The following is an 18,252-nucleotide window of genomic DNA, read 5'->3' as shown; positions in this document are numbered from 1 at the left end:
TACGTTCCTCCCACCCAATAGGAAACTTTCCTAACAGTGATCACGTGACACGCTGGGTAGTTCGAAAGTCAGAGAGGCAGGTGGCGTAAGACATGGCAGGAACCTCCGGCACCCCGGGCACTCCTCGCGTCCTGCGCGCCATGAACGACCGCGCCGCCCTGGACCTCCTCCTGGAGCACGGCCCGCTGTCCCGCACCCGGATCGGCAAGCTCACCGGCCTCTCCAAGCCGACCGCCTCCCAGCTGCTCGCCCGACTCGAAGCGGCGGGGCTCGTCCTCGCCACCGGGACCAGCGAGGGGCGCCCGGGCCCCAACGCCCAGCTGTACGTGGTCAATCCGAGCGCCGCGTACGCCGCCGGGCTCGATGTGACGCCGGAGCGCATCCGTGCCGCCGTCGCCGACGTCACCGGTCGCACGGTGGGTGAGTTCGAGCTGGCCACCCCCGGCCGGCGGCCCGCCCAGCCCGTCGTGCAGCAGGTGACGGATGCCCTCGACGGTGCGGTGAAGGCCGCCGGGCTCGCCCGCGACGACATCCACCGCCTCGTCATCGGCACCCCCGGCGCCTTCGACCCCAACACCGGCCGGCTGCGGTACGCCTCGCACCTGCCGGGCTGGCACTCCCCGGCCCTCCTCGACGAACTCGCCGCCGCGCTGCCGATGCCGGTGGAGTACGAGAACGACGTCAACCTCGTCGCCATAGCGGAGCAGCGGCTCGGCGCGGCCCGCGGGCACGGCGACTTCGTGCTGCTGTGGAACGAGGGCGGTCTCGGCGCCGCCCTGGTCCTCGGCGGCCGGCTGCACCGCGGCTGGACCGGCGGCGCGGGCGAGGTCGGCTTCCTGCCGGTGCCGGGCGCACCCCTGGTCCGCCAGGTGACCAAGGCCAACAGCGGTGGTTACCAGGCACTGGCCGGCTCGCAGGCCCTGCCCGGGCTCGCCCGCGAACTCGGCATCACCGAGATCCCGACAGGTCCCTACGCCGAGGTCGCCACCGCCCTCGTCGCCACCGCCGCCGACCACACCACCGGACCCCAGCGGCGGCTCCTGGAGATCTACGCGACCCACCTCGCCACCGGTCTCGCCTCGCTCGTCTCGGTGCTCGACCCCGAACTCGTCGTCCTCAGCGGTGGATCGCTGACCGCGGGCGGTGAACCTCTACGCGCCCTCGTCCAGGCCGAGTTGGAGGAGCTGGCGGCGTCACGGCCCCGGCTCGTCGTCGGCGACGTCCATGAACACCCCGTGCTGCGCGGCGCGTTGGAGAGCGCGCTGGCAACCACCCGCGACGAGGTCTTCGACACCTCGCGCTGAACCCCGTTCCTGATCGGCCAACTCCGGCTCCCCCGGACCGACTTCGACCCACCCCCTCGGCTTCCCCCAACCACCTTGCCCCGCCCCGCCCTTGGGAGACCTTGCCATGCCCGGAATGTCCAGGAAAGCGGCTCTCGCAGTCGCCGCCTCCGCCTCCTTCGCCCTCCTCGCCACCGCCTGTACCGGCCAGTCCTCGTCCGGCGCCTCCGACGACGCCTCGAAGGACGTCACCATCAACTTCTGGCACGCCTGGAGCGCGGCCTCCGAGCTGAGCGCCGTGAAGTCGCTGGTCGCCGGCTTCGAGAAGGCGCACCCCAACATCCATGTGAACGTCGTCGGCAACATGACCGACGACAAGATCAACCAGGCGCTGCGCACCGGCGGCGGCAAGTCACCCGACGTGATCTCGTCGTTCACCACGAACAACGTCGGCAAGTTCTGTTCCTCGGGCGCCCTGGTCGATCTCAACCCCTTCTTCAAGAAGGCGGGCATCGACCCGGAGACGACGTTCCCGAAGGCGATGAACGAGTACACCCAGTTCGACGGCAACCGCTGCACCGCACCCCTGCTGGGCGACGCGTACGGCCTCTACTACAACAAGACGGAGTTCGCGAAGGCCGGCATCACCAGCCCGCCCAAGACGTGGTCCGAATTCGAGGCCGACGCCAAGAAGTTGACGATCAGCAAGGGTGACTCGTACTCGCAGCTCGGGTTCATGCCGGACTACCACGGCTGGGAGACCACGACCGAGCACCTCTTCGCGCAGTTCTCGCCGACGTACTTCGACAAGAGCGGCAAGTCGGCGCTCGCCACGAACCCCGCGTTCAAGGCCGGTTTCACCCTGCAGAAGAAGCTCGTCGACGAACTCGGCGGTTTCAAGAAGCTGGAGAGCTACCGCTCCACGCTCGGCGACGAGTGGGGCGACAAGCACCCCTTCCACACCGGCCAGGTCGCGATGCAGCTCGACGGTGAGTGGCGGCTGGGGATGGCCACGGCCGCAAATCCCAAGCTGGACATCGGAGTTGCCCCGCTGCCCGTGCCGGACGACCAGGTCGCGCAGTACGGCAAGGGCTACATCACCGGCACGATCACCGGGATCGCCGCCAACAGCAAGAAGCAGAACGCCGCTTGGGAGTTCGTCAAGTACATCACCACGGACACGGACGCGGTGGTGAACTTCTCCAACGGCATCCACAACGTGCCCTCCACCCTCGCCGCCCTCAAGTCCCCGAAGCTGAAGTACGACCCGCGCTTCAAGACGTTCCTGGACATCGCGTCGAACCAGTACTCGACGACAAGTCCCGCCTCCATCAACGGCGGTGTGTATCTGACGACCATTCAGAACCTCGGGTACGACTACGAGAGCGGCAAGGTCAAGGATCTCGACTCGGCCCTGAAGAGCACGGCCAAGCAGATCGACACGGACATCGCGCAGGCGAAGTAGCAGCGGGATGAGCACAATTACCCTGGCGTCGAAGCGCCGCCGGTCGGCGCTTCGGACACTCGCCTTCATGTCGCCCTGGCTGATCGGCTTCGCGGTCTTCTTCGCGTACCCGCTGATCTCGACGGTCTATTTCTCGTTCATGCACTACGACGGTTTCAAGCCGCCGACGTGGGTGGGGACGAAGAACTGGACGTACGTCTTCAAGAACTATCCGTACTTCTGGCCCGCGATGCGCAACACCCTGTGGCTGGTCGTGGTGATGGTCTCGCTCCGGGTCGTGTTCGGGCTCGGCGTCGGCCTGTTGATCACCAAGATCAAGACGGCGACGGGCGTCTTCCGCACGCTCTTCTACCTGCCGTACCTCGCCCCGCCGGTGGCCGCGACGATGGCGTTCGCGTTCCTCCTCAACCCCGGTACGGGACCGGTCAATTCGATCCTGGAGAAGGTCGGCATCCCGGCCCCGGGCTGGTTCAACGACCCCACCTGGTCCAAGCCGGCCCTCACCCTGCTCGCCCTCTGGGGCATCGGCGACCTCATGGTCATCTTCATGGCCGCGCTGCTCGACGTACCCCAAGAGCAGTACGAGGCAGCGGAGTTGGACGGCGCCTCGGCCTGGCAGCGGTTCCGGTACGTCACGCTGCCGAACATCTCGCCCATCGTGATGTTCGCCGTCGTCACCGGCGTGATCCAGACCATGCAGTACTACACACAGCCCCTCATCGCCGGGAAGGTCGCGTCCGGCGTCATCCAGGGCGCCGGCACGCAGTTCGAACCCGGCTACCCGGAGAAGTCCACGCTCACCCTCCCCCAGCTCGTCTACAACCTCGGCTTCCAGCGCTTCGACTACGGCTCGGCCTGCGTGGTGGCACTCGTCCTGTTCGCCCTGTCGATGGTGTTCACCGCGTTCTTGATGCGGCGCCGGGGCGGCCTCAACCTGGCAGGTGACTGACCATGGCCCAAGTACTCGACAAGCCCGTGGAATTGAGGGCGCCGGTGACCCCCGCCGAGCGCGTCGCCCGCCGCAAGGCGCTCATGGAGTGGATCGCCGTCCACTCGCTCGGCGTCGCCGCGGCCCTCTTCTTCACGCTCCCCTTCGTGTTCGTGTTCCTGACCTCGCTGATGAGCGACAGCCAGGCCCTGAGCCGCGACCTCATCCCGCACACCTGGGAGTGGGGCAACTACAAGAAGGTCTTCGACACCCCGGGCTTCCTCACCTGGTGGAAGAACACGCTGATCTACGCCGGTCTCGGCACCGTCCTGACCGTCGTGTCGTCGATCCCGGTGGCGTACGCGCTCGCCAAGTTCCGCTTCCGGGGCCGGAATCTGTCGCTGATGCTGGTCATCTCGATGATGATGCTGCCGCCGCAGGTCGTGATCATCCCCATGTACCTGTTCTGGGCAAAGCAGTTGGACCTGTCCGGCACCCTGTGGCCGCTGATCATCCCGATGGCGTTCGGGGACGCGTTCTCGATCTTCCTGCTCCGCCAGTTCCTGATGACCATCCCGAACGAGTACCTGGACGCGGCGAAGGTCGACGGCTGCGGCGACTTCAAGACGCTCGTGCGGGTCGTCCTGCCGATGGCCAAGCCCGGTATCGCCGCTGTGGCGCTCTTCCAGTTCTTCTACGCCTGGAACGACTACTTCGGGCCGCAGATCTACGCGTCCGAGAACCCCGGTGCCTGGACGCTGAGTTACGGCCTGGAGTCGTTCAAGGGCGCGCACCACACCGACTGGAACCTCACCATGGCCGCGACCGTGCTGGTCATGGCCCCTGTGATCCTCGTGTTCTTCTTCGCGCAGAAGGCGTTCGTCGAGGGCGTCACGCTCACCGGAGTGAAGGGTTAACCCCGCATGCTGTGCCTTCCCGGGGGACAACCCCAGGACCCCCGGCAGATGAAAACCGTCCCCGGCGCCCGGAAGCGAGGAAACCTCCAGTGAAACTGACCGTGGTCGGCGGAGGCTCGACCTACACACCCGAACTCATCGACGGCTTCGCCCGGTTGAGGGACACCCTGCCCGTCGAGGAACTCGTCCTCGTCGACCCGGCACCCGAACGCCTGGAACTGGTCGGCGGGTTGGCCCGCCGCATCTTCGCCAAGCAGGGGCACCCCGGCCGGATCGTCACGACGGACGACCTGGACGCCGGCGTCGAGGGCGCCGACGCGGTGCTGCTCCAGCTCCGGGTCGGCGGGCAGGCGGCCCGTGAGCAGGACGAGACCTGGCCGCTGGAGTGCGGCTGCGTCGGCCAGGAGACGACCGGCGCGGGCGGCCTCGCCAAGGCGCTGCGGACCGTACCGGTGGTCCTCGACATCGCGGAACGGGTCCGCCGTGCGAACCCGGACGCCTGGATCATCGACTTCACCAACCCGGTGGGGATCGTGACCCGCGCCCTGCTCCAGGCCGGACACAAGGCAGTCGGCCTGTGCAACGTGGCGATCGGATTCCAGCGGAAGTTCGCCGGACTCCTCGGTGTCACCCCGAACGATGTGCACCTCGACCATGTGGGCCTCAACCACCTCACCTGGGAAACCGGTGTGCGGCTGGGCGGTCCCGAGGGCGAGAACGTGCTGCCCAAGCTGCTCGGCGAACACGGCGACGCCATCGCCGCCGACCTGAGCCTGCCCCGGGTCCTGCTCGACCGGCTCGGCGTGGTCCCGTCGTACTACCTGCGCTACTTCTACGCGCACGACGAGGTCGTACGGGAACTGCGCACCAAGCCGTCCCGGGCCTCCCAAGTGGCCGAGATGGAACGTGAGTTGCTGAAGATGTACGCCGACCCGGCCCTCGACGAGAAGCCCGCGCTGCTCGCCAAGCGCGGCGGGGCCTATTACTCCGAAGCCGCCGTCGACCTGGCAGCCTCGCTGCTCGGCGCGGGCGGCAGCCCCTACCAAGTCGTCAACACGTACAACAGGGGCACGCTGCCGTTCCTGCCGGACGACGCGGTGATCGAGGTGCAGGCCGCCGTCGGCGCCAAGGGCGCGACTCCCCTTGCCGTAGCGGAAGTTGATCCGCTGTACGCGGGGTTGATGGCCAACGTGACGGCGTACGAGGACCTCGCTCTGGAGGCCGCGCTGCGCGGTGGCCGGGACCGGGTGTTCCGGGCGCTGCTCTCGCATCCCCTGATCGGCCAGTACGAGTACGCCGAAGCCCTGACCGACCAGCTGATCGCGCACAACCGGGAGCACCTCGCGTGGGCCTGACCGCAAGTGTCCTCGCCGTCGACGCGGGCAACAGCAAGACCGACGTCGCGGTCGTGGCGGCCGACGGGGAAGTCCTCGCCACCGCCCGCGGCGGCGGGTTCCGGCCGCCGGTCGTGGGCGTCGAGACGGCCGTGGACAACGTCGCCGAAGCCGTCGCCCGCGCCTTCGCGGACGCGGGGGTGAGCGCGGTCGACCATGTGTCGGCCTGTCTCGCCAACGCCGACTTCCCCGTGGAGGAGGAGCAGTTGGCCGCCGCGCTGCACGCGCGCGGGTGGGGCACGAGCGTGGAGGTCCGCAACGACACGTTCGCGGTGCTGCGGGCGGGCATCCCGGAGCCGCGCGGTGTCGCCGTGGTGTGCGGGGCCGGCATCAACTGCGTCGGCATGCGGCCCGACGGCCGCACCGCCCGCTTCCCGGCGCTGGGCCGTATCTCCGGTGACTGGGGCGGCGGTTGGGGCCTGGCGGAAGAGGCCCTGTGGCACGCGGCACGCGCCGAGGACGGACGCGGTGGCCCTACGGCGCTGGCGCGCACGCTCCCGGCGTACTTCGGCCTGGACTCGATGTACGACCTGCTCGAAGCCCTGCATCTCGAACACGTCGCGCACCGTCGCCGGCACGAGTTGACGCCGGTGCTGTTCGCGACGGCTGTGGACGGCGACCGGGTGGCCCGCTCCATCGTCGACAGGCTGGCCGACGAGGTGGTGGCGATGGCGACGGTCGCGCTGACCCGCCTCGACCTGCTCGACGAGGAGGCGCCGGTGCTGCTCGGCGGCAGCGTCCTCGCCGCCCGGCATCCCCAACTGGACGACCGTATAAGGGAGTTGCTGGCTGCCAGAGCGCCCAAGGCGGTGGCGACGGTGGTCACCGCGCGGCCGGTCCTCGGCGCCGTCCTGCTCGGCCTGGACCACGTGGGCGTCCCGGCCGAGGCACACGCGCGGGCCAGGGCCTATTACGAGCACTGACACCCGGGAACCGAACAGATTCCCACGGCGTATTCATGGACAAGGGGGCGGTGCGGGGCGTTGTGTGGTGCCGGAAATCCGGACATCACGCTGCGATCCGATCAAGATCCAGTGAAGGCCCGTGCGGAATGTCAGTCCTGGCGGCGATACTTGCGACGACGGGATGACCCTGGGGGAGGTCAGCAGTGACACAACCGCCGAAGAGCAGTACGGCGCCACCGGGCTCCGGCGCGCCCACGATGCCGGTGCTGCCACCGCAGTCGGGCCGGTCAGGGGCGCCCGCGCCCCGGCGCACGCCGGACGCCGCACCCGCGCGCCGCACGGCGTTCGCCGAGGGCGTCGACCGGCTGCGCGCGGCGGCCACCACCGAGCCGGGCCGACTGCGGGCCATCGGCGCGCTGCTGGCCGTGCTGGTGGTGGCGTTCGGCGCGGTCACCGCCTGGCAGACCGACAGCCGCGCCACGGCCGCCGGCGACGTGCTCCACCACAGCCAGCCGCTCAGCTCCGACGCGGCGGACATCTACCGCTCGCTCGCGGACGCCAACACGATGGCGGCCAGCGGCTATCTGGCGGGCCTGCAGGAGACCCAGGCGACCCGCGACCAGTACGAGCTCGACATCAAGACGGCCGCCTCGAAGCTCGTCACGGCCGCCGCCAACACCGACCCGGGCTCGTCGTCCGCGGCCATCATCAAGAAGCTCAACGAACTCCTCCCGGAATACAAGGGCCTGGTCGAGTCGGCCCGCGCCAACAACCGGCAGGGCTTCCCGGTCGGCGGCGCCTATCTGCGCGCCGCGAACGACACCATGCAGAACCAGATGCTCCCGAAGGCCCAGGAGCTCTACAAGAACGAGAACGCGCGGCTGAGCGCCGACTACGCGGACGCGACACCGTACCCCTGGTTCGCGATCGGTCTCGGGGTCCTCGCACTCGGCGGTCTGGCCTACGCCCAGCGGCGCCACTACCAGCGCACGAACCGCGTGCTGAACCAGGGCCTGGTCGCCGCCTCCGCCACCACCGCCGTCGTCCTGCTGTGGGTGGTCGTCGGCCACACCGTCGCCCGCGCGGGCCTCAACGACTCCTACGACCACGGGGTCAAGTCGCTCAACGTGCTGCACGACGCCCGCATCGCCTCCCTGAAGGCCCGAAGCGACGAGAACCTGACGCTGGTCAGCCGCGGCGCCGAGACCCATCAACTCGCGGACGGCACGGTCATGGACGCCTACGACTGGGGCTACGACCAGGAGATCGCCGCGCTGGGCAAGGGCCTGAAAAAGGCCGACTCGCTCGCCGACGACTCCGCGGGCCGCAAGCCCGTCGCGGTCGCCAACAGCTCCATGACGGTGTGGATATCCCGCCACAACAAGGTCAGCGACGACAACAACGCGGGCGACTACCAGAAGGCCCGCGACGGTGTCATCGGCAAGGACGGCGCGACGGCCGAGTGCTTCAAGTCCGTGGACGCCTCGCTGGATCAGGCGCTGACCCACGAGACCAAGGAGTTCCAGCGGTCCGCGGGTGACGGCCTGGACGCCATGACGGGCCTCACCGTCGGCGCCGCGGTGCTCGCCGTGCTGGGCGCGGCCGGCGCTGTACTGGGCATCGGGCGCAGGCTGTCGGAGTACCGGTGAAGGGGGGCGTGACCATGCGAGCACGCAGTGACTTTTTTCGCCGCCTGAGGGCAGTACGACGCCTGCGGATCAGCCTGAAGGGCTGGGGCGGGGTGGGTGCGATGGCGGCCGTCTGCGTCCTCGCGGTCGCGTTCGTCCTGCTGCTGCCGCTCACCCAGTCGCGCGGCGAGGCCGGCGCGGACCTCGACGGACAGCGCACGACCCAGGGCACCCAGGCCAAGGCCCCCAAGTGCGACGAGAGCACCATCCAGAACCAGAGCCCGTCCCCGTCGGACGCCGGGGGCACCACGATCGACGCCATCAAGGCCCGCGGCGTCCTGCGGGTGGGCGTCGACCAGAACAGCTACCGCTGGGGCTACCGCGATCCGAACAGTGCCAAGGGTGACCTGGCGGGTTTCGACATCGACCTCGTCACGGCCATCGCCAAGAACATCTTCGGCAGCGCCTACACCGACAACAGCATCCAGTTCCTGGCCATCCCGACCAACGAGCGCATCCCGGCGATCCAGAAGAACCGCGTCGACATGGTCGTCCGCACCATGACGATCACCTGCACCCGCGCCGAGCAAGTCGCCTTCTCCGCCCCGTACTTCGTCACCGGCCAGCAGGTCCTCGCCCCGAAGGTGTCGACGATCACGGGCTACAACAACTCCCTCGCCGGCAAGCGGATCTGCTCAGCGGCGACCTCCACGGCGAACGACCATCTGAACGCGGACAAGGGCCACAAGATCCCCGCGAGCGTCGAGATCATGAAGCCCGTCCCCAACCAGCTGGACTGTCTGGTGAAGCTCCAACTCGGCGAGGCCGACGCGGTGGTGACCGACGGCGCGCTCGCCGCCAGCCAGGCCGCGCAGGACCCGACGGTGGAGCTGAAGGGCAGCCCCTTCACCACCGAGTACTACGGCGTGGCGATGAATCTGAAGGCCACCGATCTGGTACGCCGGGTCAACCGGATACTGGAGACCTACCGCACCAGCCCCACCGGCTGGCGGGCGTCGTACACGAAATGGCTGCAGCCCACCCTGCAGGCCGACTCGAAGTCGGCCAACCCGCCCGTACCGCAGTACAAGTGACGGATCGTCGACCACCGAACGGCACAGACACGGACCACCGACGGAACACAACGCAGCGAGAGGTGATCGATGGGCGTCACGGGACCCCCCGGGCCGGTAATGGACCGGGACGAGGTGGACCGTGCGCTGGCGCGGCTCGGCGCGGAGCACGAGGCCATCGAGACCTCGCTCCTCGCCCTGCAGGACCACGCGGGCCGCAGACTCCTCGAAGGCGCCGAGCTCACCGGCACGACCAAGGAGCGCTGGGTGTCCACGGACGCGTCGATCACGCTGCTGTGGGCGTACTTCGACGCGTACACGGACGCGTTCCACGCCGCCCAGAGCATCCGCTCGCGGCGCCGCTGGTCCAGCCGTGAGGACCTGGTCGAGCTGACCGAGCTGCTGCGCGGCGAGTCCGTCACGGTCGCCGGTTCCACCACGGCGACGGCCAACATGCCGACGCTGACCGGCGGTTCGAGCAAGCTGAGCCACCAGTTCTCGCTGAGCGCGCTCGTCGACGAGATGAACGACCTGTACGCGAACTCTCTTGACATGGTTGTCACGTCCGACGCGGTGTGGTCGGCGCTGCCCGCCCGGATCGATTTACTGGCCGCGGAGTTGCAGCGCACCCGCCAGCTCGCCCACTCCGTCGGCGTCCGCCCGGGCGAACACCCGGCGGGCGACGACCTGGAGCGCATCACCCACACCCTGACCGGCCTGCGCGAGCGGGTCATCTCCGACCCGCTGGCCTTCTGGGTGCGCGCGCAGGGCAGTTCGGCACCCGGCGGAGGCCGACCGGACACCACGATCTACGACCGAGAGGCGCGCGCCCTGGAGGACGTACGCCGCGAGATCGACGCCGTGCTGACCGTCCGGCAGGACGCGGAGGCACGCCTGGTGAAGCTGCGGGACGTGCTCTCCCGCGCGGACCGCACGCTCGCCGAGGCGCGCACCGCGCGCGGCGAGGTCCTCGCGAAGATCGCCGCCACGGAGGTGCCGGTCGTCAGCGGACCGCCGACCGTGCTGCAGGAGCAGCTGTCGACGGCCGCCGAGTACCGCAGACACGCCCAGTGGCACCGGCTGTCCCCGCTCCTGGAGTCCCTGGAGCAGAAGGCGGAGGACGAACTGCTGCGCGCCCGCGAGTCGTTGACGGCGGTCACCCAGCCGCTGGCGGTCCGCGCGGAGCTGCGCGGCCGCCTCGACGCGTACAAGGCGAAGGTCGCCCGGCACGGCCTCGCGGAGGACCCGTTCCTCATCGAGCGGTACGACGCGGCGCGCCGCATGCTGTGGAGCGCGCCCTGTGACCTGCGCGTCGCCGAACAGGCGGTGCTGCGCTACCAGCACGCGGCAGCCGAGCAGCTCAGTGCTCCGCGGGCACAGCCGCAGGGTGGTCCCGAGGACCTGAGGGGGCCGGGCGCGTGAGTGACGAGGGAGAAGCGGGGTCGGTCATGAGTGAGGCACAGCGGAAGTGTCAACGGCCCGGCTGCGAGGGGTCGTACGAGGACGTGGGCGGCGGCGAGCTGTACTGCGACACGTGCGGTCTGGCGCCGGTGGTGTCGCAGAGCGGCGCGATCAGCTCGCCGCCCACCGGGATGACCGGCGGCGGCAGGGGCTCGCGGGGTTCGGGCAGCAGTTCCCGTGCCAGCAGCCGTAGTTCGCGTACGTCGTCGCAGTCGTCGAAGTCGCGGCGCTCGGTGTCGGGACGGCTCTCGCGCTCGGAGTCGGGGCAGTCCTCCAGCCGCTCGGTGTCGGTGCGCAGCTCCGGCTCGTCGTCGGGGACCTCCAGCCGCGGCCGGCTCGGTGTCGGCCTGGTGCAGGTGCCGGCCGTGCCGCGGCCCGACCCGCGCGAGATGGTCCTGGAGAACCCGGAGGTGCCCGAGCGGAAGCGGTTCTGCTCGCGCTCGGACTGCGGTGCGCCGGTGGGGCGGGCCCGCGGCGACAGCCCGGGGCGTACGGAGGGTTTCTGCACCAAGTGCGGCAACCCGTACTCGTTCACGCCCAAGCTGACCACCGGTGACGTCGTGCACGGCCAGTACGAGGTCATGGGCTGTCTGGCGCACGGCGGCCTGGGCTGGGTCTACCTCGCCGTGGACCGTGCGGTCTCCGACCGCTGGGTGGTGCTCAAGGGTCTCCTCGACACCGGTGACGAGGACGCGATGGCCGCCGCGATCTCCGAGCGGCGCTTCCTCGCCGAGATCGAGCACGCCAACATCGTGCGGATCTACAACTTCGTGGAGCACCTGGACCAGCGGACGGGTTCGCTGGACGGCTACATCGTCATGGAGTACGTCGGCGGCAAGTCCCTCAAGGAGATCGCCAACGACCGTCGTACGGCGACCGGGAAGCGCGATCCGCTGCCGGTGGAGCAGGCGTGCGCGTACGGCATCGAGGCGCTGGAGGCGCTCGGCCACCTGCACAGCCGCAACCTGCTGTACTGCGACTTCAAGGTCGACAACGCGATCCAGACCGAGGACCAGCTCAAGCTGATCGACATGGGCGCGGTGCGCAGAATGGACGACGACGAGTCGGCCATCTACGGCACGGTGGGCTATCAGGCGCCGGAGGTCGCGGAGGTCGGCCCGTCGGTGGCGAGCGACCTGTACACGGTCGCCCGCACGCTCGCGGTGATGACCTTCGACTTCCAGGGCTACACGAACGTCTTCGTGGACTCCCTGCCCGACCCCGACAACATCGAGGTCTTCCGCCGCTACGAGTCGTTCTACCGGCTCCTGGTCCGCGCCACCGACCCCGACCCGGCCCGCCGGTTCGCCTCCGCGCAGGAGATGGCCGAGCAGCTGACGGGTGTCCTGCGCGAGGTCGTCTCGCTGCAGACCGGCCGCGCCCGCCCGTCCCTGTCCACCCTGTTCGGGCCCGAACTGAAGGTCACGGACACGGAGTTGTTCCCGAAGCTGGACGGCGACGTGTCGTCGCTCGGGGCGCGGGTGGTGCAGCCGCCGAAGCGAGTCCTGGCCGCCCGCTCCCGCACCGCGGTCGCCGAGCGGCCGGCCGGCGACGCGGCGGTCAACGGGCTCAACGGCGGTACGCCGGGCATCGTCAAGCAGGTCGACTCCCCCGCCGTCGCGCTCGCCCTGCCCGTCCCGCACGTGGACCCGACCGACCCCAACGCGGGTTTCCTGGCGGGCCTGATGACGACCGCGGCGACCGAACTGCTCGGTGCCCTCGCGTCCGCGCCGTCGCCGTCCGTCGAGACCCGGCTGCGGCAGATCCGGGCCTGGCTGGAGAACGGCGACTCGTACACCGCGCTGGACGCCCTGGCGAAGCTGGAGGACGAGCGGCCCGACGACTGGCGGGTGGTCTGGTACACGGGCGTGGCCGCGCTGGCGACCCGTGACTTCGAGGCCGCCGCGCTGTCCTTCGACGCGATCTACGACGCCTTCCCGGGCGAGCCCGCGCCGAAGCTGGCGCTCGGGCTGTGCGCCGAGGTGCTGGGGCAGCTGGACAACGCGGCCGAGTACTACCGGCTGGTGTGGTCGACCGACCCGAGCTATGTGAGCGCGGCCTTCGGGCTGGCCCGCGTCCAGCTCGCGACGGGCGACCGCCATGGCTCCGTACGGGCGCTGGAGTCGGTGCCCGAGGCGTCGATCCACTACACGGCCGCGCGGGTGGCCGCCGTACGGGCGCGGCTTCGGCGGCGGACCGCTACGGCCGGCGACACGCCGTTCCTGGACGATCTGACGGCGTCCGCCGGGCAGGTGGAAGCGCTGGAGGGATACGGTCTGGACGCGGTCCGGCGCGAGCAGTTGTCGGCCGAGGTCCTCGGCTGTGCCCTCGACTGGATACTCTCCGGAGGCCAGGGTTCCGTGCCGCCGACGCGGCGGGAGCTGCTCGGCAGCGAGCTGGACGAGCGGGGACTCCGCTTCGGCCTGGAGCGTTCGTACCGCACGCTGGCCCGGCTGGCGCGGGGCGGCGAGGAGAGGATCGACCTGGTGGAACGTGCCAACCGTTACCGCCCCCGGACGTGGGTGTAGTTGATGTCGCAGATGCCCCAGCTCTCCGCCTGCCCGAGCTGCGAAGAGCCGCTGGAGTCGGGTGACCGCTTCTGCGGTGCGTGCGGATACGACCTGTCCGCGGTGCCCGCACCGCCGGACGACCACCCGACGCTCACCATGAACGGCTCGGCGCACCCTCCCGAGGAGGCCGCGGACGTGGACTGGCCCGTGGTACCCCAGCCCGAGGGCTCCGAGAGCCCGCCGACGGTCCATCTGCCGACGGATCTGGCCGGCACGGACTCGGGCGGCACCCCGCTGCCGTCCAACGCCCCGCTCCCGCCGTCCGGTTCGCCGCTGTCCCCGGCCACGGGCGTACGGTTCGACCGGCCGCCGGAGCCCGACGAGTACCCGTTGCAGGCGCCGGACCCGCGGGTCGCCGCCGACCCGCCGACCCCCGCGGAGGGCACCAAGGTGTGTGTGGCCTGCCGGTCCGGCCGGGTCGACCCCGACGGCTACTGCGAGAACTGCGGGCACGCCCAGCCCCGCGAACGCGACCACATGGAACAGGAGTTGGGCCCCCTCGCGGCGGTCAGCGACCGCGGGCTGCGCCACCATCGCAACGAGGACGCCTTCGCCGTAGGACAGTGCGCGCTGCCCGACGGGACGCCCGCGCTCGTGGCGGTCGTGTGCGACGGGGTGTCCTCGGCGACCCGGCCCGACGCGGCCTCGCTGGCCGCGTCCCGGAAGGCGGGCGAGTCGCTGCTGACCGCGCTGCCGCAGGGCACGCACCCGCAGCAGGCGATGCACGAGGCGATCATCGCGGCCTCGCACGCGGTCAACTCCCTTGCCGAGGAGCCCGCGACGGCCCGCGAGCACGCCCCGCACCAGAACGCGCCGGCCTGCACCCTGGTCGCCTCCGTCGTCACCCCGGCGCTCCTCGTGGTCGGCTGGGTCGGCGACAGCCGCGCCTACTGGATCCCGGTGGACCGCAGTTCACCGCCGGCCCGGCTCACCGAGGACGATTCGTGGGCGGCGCAGATGGTCGCCGCGGGCCTGATGAGCGAGGCGGAGGCCTACGCCGACGAGCGCGCCCACGCGATCACCGGCTGGCTCGGCGCGGACGCGTACGAACTGGAGCCGCACACGGCTTCCTTCAAGCCGGACCGGCCGGGTGTAGTGGTGGTGTGCACGGACGGCCTGTGGAACTACGCGGAGTCGGCCGAGGAGATGGCCGAGGTCGTGCCCCCCGATGCCATGGTCCGCCCGCTGCACAGCGCCCAGGTCCTGGTCGGCCACGCGCTGGACGGCGGGGGCCACGACAACGTAACAGTGGCCGTCGTGCCGTTCCCGGCCCCGCCGCAAGGGGCAGTAATCGGCTGAGGCCGTACAAACGGGGGCGGCCTCGGACCGGTGGGGACCGGTCCGCATATAGTCATCGCCCCATTCAGGTGGGGTACTTGAGGGGGATCAGAGTAGGCATGGCCAATTTCTCGAAGTCGAACGTGCCACAGTTCTCGGTCGACGTGTACCAGAACGAGTACCTGCCGGAGGGCGGACGCGAGGTCAACGCGATCGTCACCGTGACCTCGACCGGCGGCGGCACCGTCGGGAGCGCGGTCGCGGCGCCCCATCTGTACTCGGCCGGTCAGGGCCCGGACGCGGCCGTGGCGATCATGGTCGACTGTTCGGGGTCGATGGACTATCCCCCGACCAAGATGCGCAACGCCCGGGACGCCACGGCCGCCGCGATCGACACCCTGCGTGACGGGGTGCACTTCGCGGTGATCGGCGGCACGCATGTCGCCAAGGAGGTCTATCCGGGCGGCGGCGCGCTCGCGGTCGCCGACTCCCGGACCCGCGACCAGGCCAAGCAGGCGCTGCGCAAGCTGAGCGCGGGCGGCGGTACGGCCATCGGCACCTGGCTGCGGCTGGCCGACCGGCTGCTGTCCTCGGCGGACGTCTCCATCCGCCACGGCATCCTGCTCACCGACGGTCGCAACGAGCACGAGGCGCCGGAGGACCTGAAGGCCGCGCTCGGCTCCTGCGCCGGACGGTTCACCTGTGACGCCCGGGGCGTCGGCACCGACTGGGAAGTGAAAGAAGTCACAGGGATCGCCTCCGCGCTGCTCGGCACCGCCGACATCGTCGCCGACCCGGCGAACCTCGCCACCGACTTCACGCAGATGATGGAGGCGGCGATGGGCAAGGAGGTCGCGGACGTCGCGCTGCGGCTGTGGACGCCGGTGGGCACCGCCATCAAGTTCGTCAAGCAAGTCGCGCCCAGGGTCGAGGAGTTGACCGACCGCCGCACCGAGGCGGGCCCCCGCGCCGGGGACTACCCCACCGGGTCCTGGGGAGACGAGTCCCGTGACTACCACGTGTGCGTCGAGGTCCCCGAGGCCGGCATCGGCCAGGAGATGCTCGCCGCCCGGGTCTCGCTGGTCGTCCCGCAGCCCGACGGAAGTACCCAAAACCTGGGCGCCCAGGGCCTGGTGAAGGCCGTGTGGACCGACGACATGGTGGCGTCCACGTCCATCAATCCGCAGGTCGCGCACTACACCGGCCAGGCCGAACTGGCACAAGTCATCCAACAAGGGCTTGATCTCCGCAAATCGGGTGATGTCGATGGAGCAACGGCCAAACTGGGACGGGCCGTTCAGCTCGCCAGCGTCTCCGGAAACGCGGATACTGCGAAACTGCTTGCGAAGGTGGTGGACGTGGTCGATGCCGCGGCGGGTACTGTGCGACTGAAGGCGAAGGTCGCGGAGGCCGACGAGATGACTCTCGAAACACGGTCCACAAAGACTGTTCGTGTAAAGAAGTGACCTAGCTAGAACGACCCTGTGCGAAAGGGGGACGCGCCGACATGCCGACCTGCCCGAACGGACACCAGTCGGGTTCCGACGACTGGTGCGAGGTCTGCGGTCACCGCATGGCCGGTGCCGTACCCCCGCCCCCTCCACCGCCCCCCGGCGGCGGCTACGGCTTCCCGCCGCCCGCGCCCGGCGGTCGCCCGAACCCGTCCGCCGAGGCGGAGCTCTGCCCGCAGTGCCGTACGCCCCGTGAGGGGGGTGCGCCGTTCTGCGAGGAGTGCCGATGGAACTTCCTCACGAACACGGCGACCTCGTACACCCCGGCCGCCCCGCGCCCGTCGGCCCCCGGCCCGAGCCCGGCCGCACGCTTCCAGCAGCAGCCCCCGCCCGGCCAGTCGTACGGCGGTGACTCCTACGAGTACCAGGGTTCACGCCCCTCACAGATGAACCGGCCCGCCGAGCCGATACCCCCGTTCGGCACCGAACCGACGGGACGACCGGGTGCGCCTGGCGGTCCCAACGGCCCCGGTGGCTTCGGCGGCGGCGAACGGCAGGGTGGGCCCGGTGGTCCGGGCGGACCCGGTGCGCAGGGCTTCGGCAACGAGCGACAGGGCGGACCCGGAGGCCCCGGCGGTCCGGGCTCGCAGGGCTTCGGCAACGAGCGACAGGGCGGCCCTGGCGGTCCCGGCCCGCAGCAGGGCTTCGGCAACGACCGGCAAGGCGGACCCGGCGGTCCTGGCGGCCCCGGTGGACCCGGCCCGCAGGGCTTCGGCGGTGAGCGGCAGGGTGGCGGTCCCCCGCCCTTCGGCAACAACGACCTGTCCGGCCCCCCGCGCCCCTTCGGCACCGAACCCCCCGGTCCGCCCGCGCCCTTCGGCAACGAGGCGTCCGGCCGGCCCGGACCGTTCGGCAACGAGCAACCCCCGGGTCCCGGCGGCCAGTTCGGCAACGAGCGCCCCGGCCAGGGCGAGTTCGGCGGCGGCCGGCCCGGCGCCTTCGGCGGCGAGCGGCAGGGTCCGCCCGGACCGTTCGGCAACGAGCCCCCGAACCCGCAGGGTCCCTCCAACTTCGGCCCCGACCCGTCGCGGCCGGTCCCGCCACCGCCCGGACCGACCCCGCCCGCGGGCCCCGGTGGGACGAGCGGCGCCCCGCAGGCGTTCCAGCAGTCCGCGCCGCCGGCCCCGCCCGGGTTCCCGCAGGAGACGAACCGTCCGCAGCAGGGCGGTCCGTCCTTCGGCGGCGGTGACGACGACTGGGTGATCTCCCCGCCGACCCCCGGCTCTCCGGGCGGTCCCGGTGGACCTGGCGGTCCCGGTCAGGGCGGTGGCGGCTACGGCTATCCGCAGCCCGGTGCGACCCAGGCCCCGCCCCCGCCCCGCCCGGCGTACCAGCAGCAGCCGACGACATGGCTGGCGACGATCGGCCCGGACCGCGACTACTTCCTGGCGATGATGCAGCGCTCGGGCCCGGAGGCCGCGGGTCTCAACCTGCCCGCGTACTCCCCCGAGCAGCAGCGGCAGCTCATCGGCAACCAGATCACCATCGGCCGCCGCCGCCACTCCACCGGCGAGTCCCCCGACATCGACCTGTCGGTGCCGCCGGAGGACCCGGGCGTCTCGCACCAGCACGCGGTACTGGTCCAGCAGCCCGACGGCAGCTGGGCGGTCGTCGACCAGAACTCGACGAACGGTACGACGGTCAACGGCGGCGAGGAGCCGATCCAGCCCTTCGTGCCGGTGCCGCTGCAGGACGGCGACCGGGTGCACGTCGGCGCGTGGACGACGATCACGGTCCGCCGCGGCTAGTGCTGTGACCGCATCGGTTGGCCGGGTTGGTGGTCGTGGCGGTTGGATGTGCGGTGACGTCCGATCCGATCGCTGGAGGTGCGGTGGCCGA

At 70.6% G+C, this 18,252-nt stretch carries 13 protein-coding genes; all 13 read left to right on the top strand.

Annotation, left to right across the window (positions count from 1 at the left end):
- Nucleotides 1–92: 92 nt before the first annotated feature.
- The 13 genes from AB0I69_RS21000 (at nucleotide 93) to AB0I69_RS20940 (ending at nucleotide 18,161) form a co-directional block, all read left to right on the top strand.
- Nucleotides 93–1,304: an ROK family transcriptional regulator gene (locus tag AB0I69_RS21000; RefSeq protein ID WP_363097146.1), complete on the top strand. Its 1,212-nt coding sequence runs from the start codon at nucleotides 93–95 to the stop codon at nucleotides 1,302–1,304.
- 106 nt (nucleotides 1,305–1,410) lie between these two features.
- Entirely contained in the window at nucleotides 1,411–2,748 is a 1,338-nt protein-coding gene (locus tag AB0I69_RS20995) for an ABC transporter substrate-binding protein (RefSeq protein ID WP_363097145.1), read from the top strand.
- 7 nt (nucleotides 2,749–2,755) lie between these two features.
- Nucleotides 2,756–3,697 (top strand): sugar ABC transporter permease, encoded by a 942-nt coding sequence (locus tag AB0I69_RS20990; protein ID WP_019065641.1) that lies wholly within the window; start codon nucleotides 2,756–2,758, stop codon nucleotides 3,695–3,697.
- Between the two features lie 2 nt (nucleotides 3,698–3,699).
- Nucleotides 3,700–4,593, top strand: coding sequence for a carbohydrate ABC transporter permease (locus AB0I69_RS20985; protein WP_363097144.1), 894 nt, complete (start codon nucleotides 3,700–3,702; stop codon nucleotides 4,591–4,593).
- Between the two features lie 89 nt (nucleotides 4,594–4,682).
- Entirely contained in the window at nucleotides 4,683–5,948 is a 1,266-nt protein-coding gene (locus AB0I69_RS20980; protein ID WP_363097143.1) for a 6-phospho-beta-glucosidase, read from the top strand.
- Complete coding sequence (locus AB0I69_RS20975; RefSeq protein ID WP_363097142.1) at nucleotides 5,939–6,910, top strand: BadF/BadG/BcrA/BcrD ATPase family protein; 972 nt, start codon at nucleotides 5,939–5,941, stop codon at nucleotides 6,908–6,910. The genes AB0I69_RS20980 and AB0I69_RS20975 overlap by 10 nt, the downstream gene beginning before the upstream one ends.
- 185 nt (nucleotides 6,911–7,095) lie before the next feature.
- Complete coding sequence (locus AB0I69_RS20970; protein WP_363097141.1) at nucleotides 7,096–8,541, top strand: hypothetical protein; 1,446 nt, start codon at nucleotides 7,096–7,098, stop codon at nucleotides 8,539–8,541.
- A 14-nt stretch (nucleotides 8,542–8,555) separates the two neighbouring features.
- Nucleotides 8,556–9,614: a glutamate ABC transporter substrate-binding protein gene (locus tag AB0I69_RS20965; RefSeq protein WP_363097140.1), complete on the top strand. Its 1,059-nt coding sequence runs from the start codon at nucleotides 8,556–8,558 to the stop codon at nucleotides 9,612–9,614.
- Nucleotides 9,615–9,683: 69 nt separating this feature from the next.
- Nucleotides 9,684–11,015 carry a hypothetical protein gene (locus AB0I69_RS20960; RefSeq protein ID WP_363097139.1) on the top strand — a complete coding sequence of 444 codons (1,332 nt, stop codon included), beginning with the start codon at nucleotides 9,684–9,686 and terminating at the stop codon, nucleotides 11,013–11,015.
- A gap of 26 nt (nucleotides 11,016–11,041) precedes the next feature.
- Nucleotides 11,042–13,582 (top strand): tetratricopeptide repeat protein, encoded by a 2,541-nt coding sequence (locus tag AB0I69_RS20955; RefSeq protein ID WP_363097138.1) that lies wholly within the window; start codon nucleotides 11,042–11,044, stop codon nucleotides 13,580–13,582.
- Nucleotides 13,583–14,923, top strand: a complete 1,341-nt coding sequence (locus AB0I69_RS20950; RefSeq protein WP_363097137.1) for a protein phosphatase 2C domain-containing protein — start codon at nucleotides 13,583–13,585, stop codon at nucleotides 14,921–14,923.
- 98 nt (nucleotides 14,924–15,021) lie between these two features.
- Complete coding sequence (locus tag AB0I69_RS20945) at nucleotides 15,022–16,368, top strand: VWA domain-containing protein (RefSeq protein ID WP_363097136.1); 1,347 nt, start codon at nucleotides 15,022–15,024, stop codon at nucleotides 16,366–16,368.
- A 41-nt stretch (nucleotides 16,369–16,409) separates the two neighbouring features.
- Complete coding sequence (locus AB0I69_RS20940) at nucleotides 16,410–18,161, top strand: FHA domain-containing protein (protein WP_363097135.1); 1,752 nt, start codon at nucleotides 16,410–16,412, stop codon at nucleotides 18,159–18,161.
- Nucleotides 18,162–18,252: the final 91 nt, after the last annotated feature.

Origin of the sequence: Streptomyces sp. NPDC050508, assembly GCF_040655155.1 — a bacterium.
Taxonomy (GTDB): Bacteria; Actinomycetota; Actinomycetes; order Streptomycetales; family Streptomycetaceae; genus Streptomyces.
Note: the sequence above shows the minus strand (reverse complement) of the source record. Positions and strands in the feature narration are given on the sequence as shown.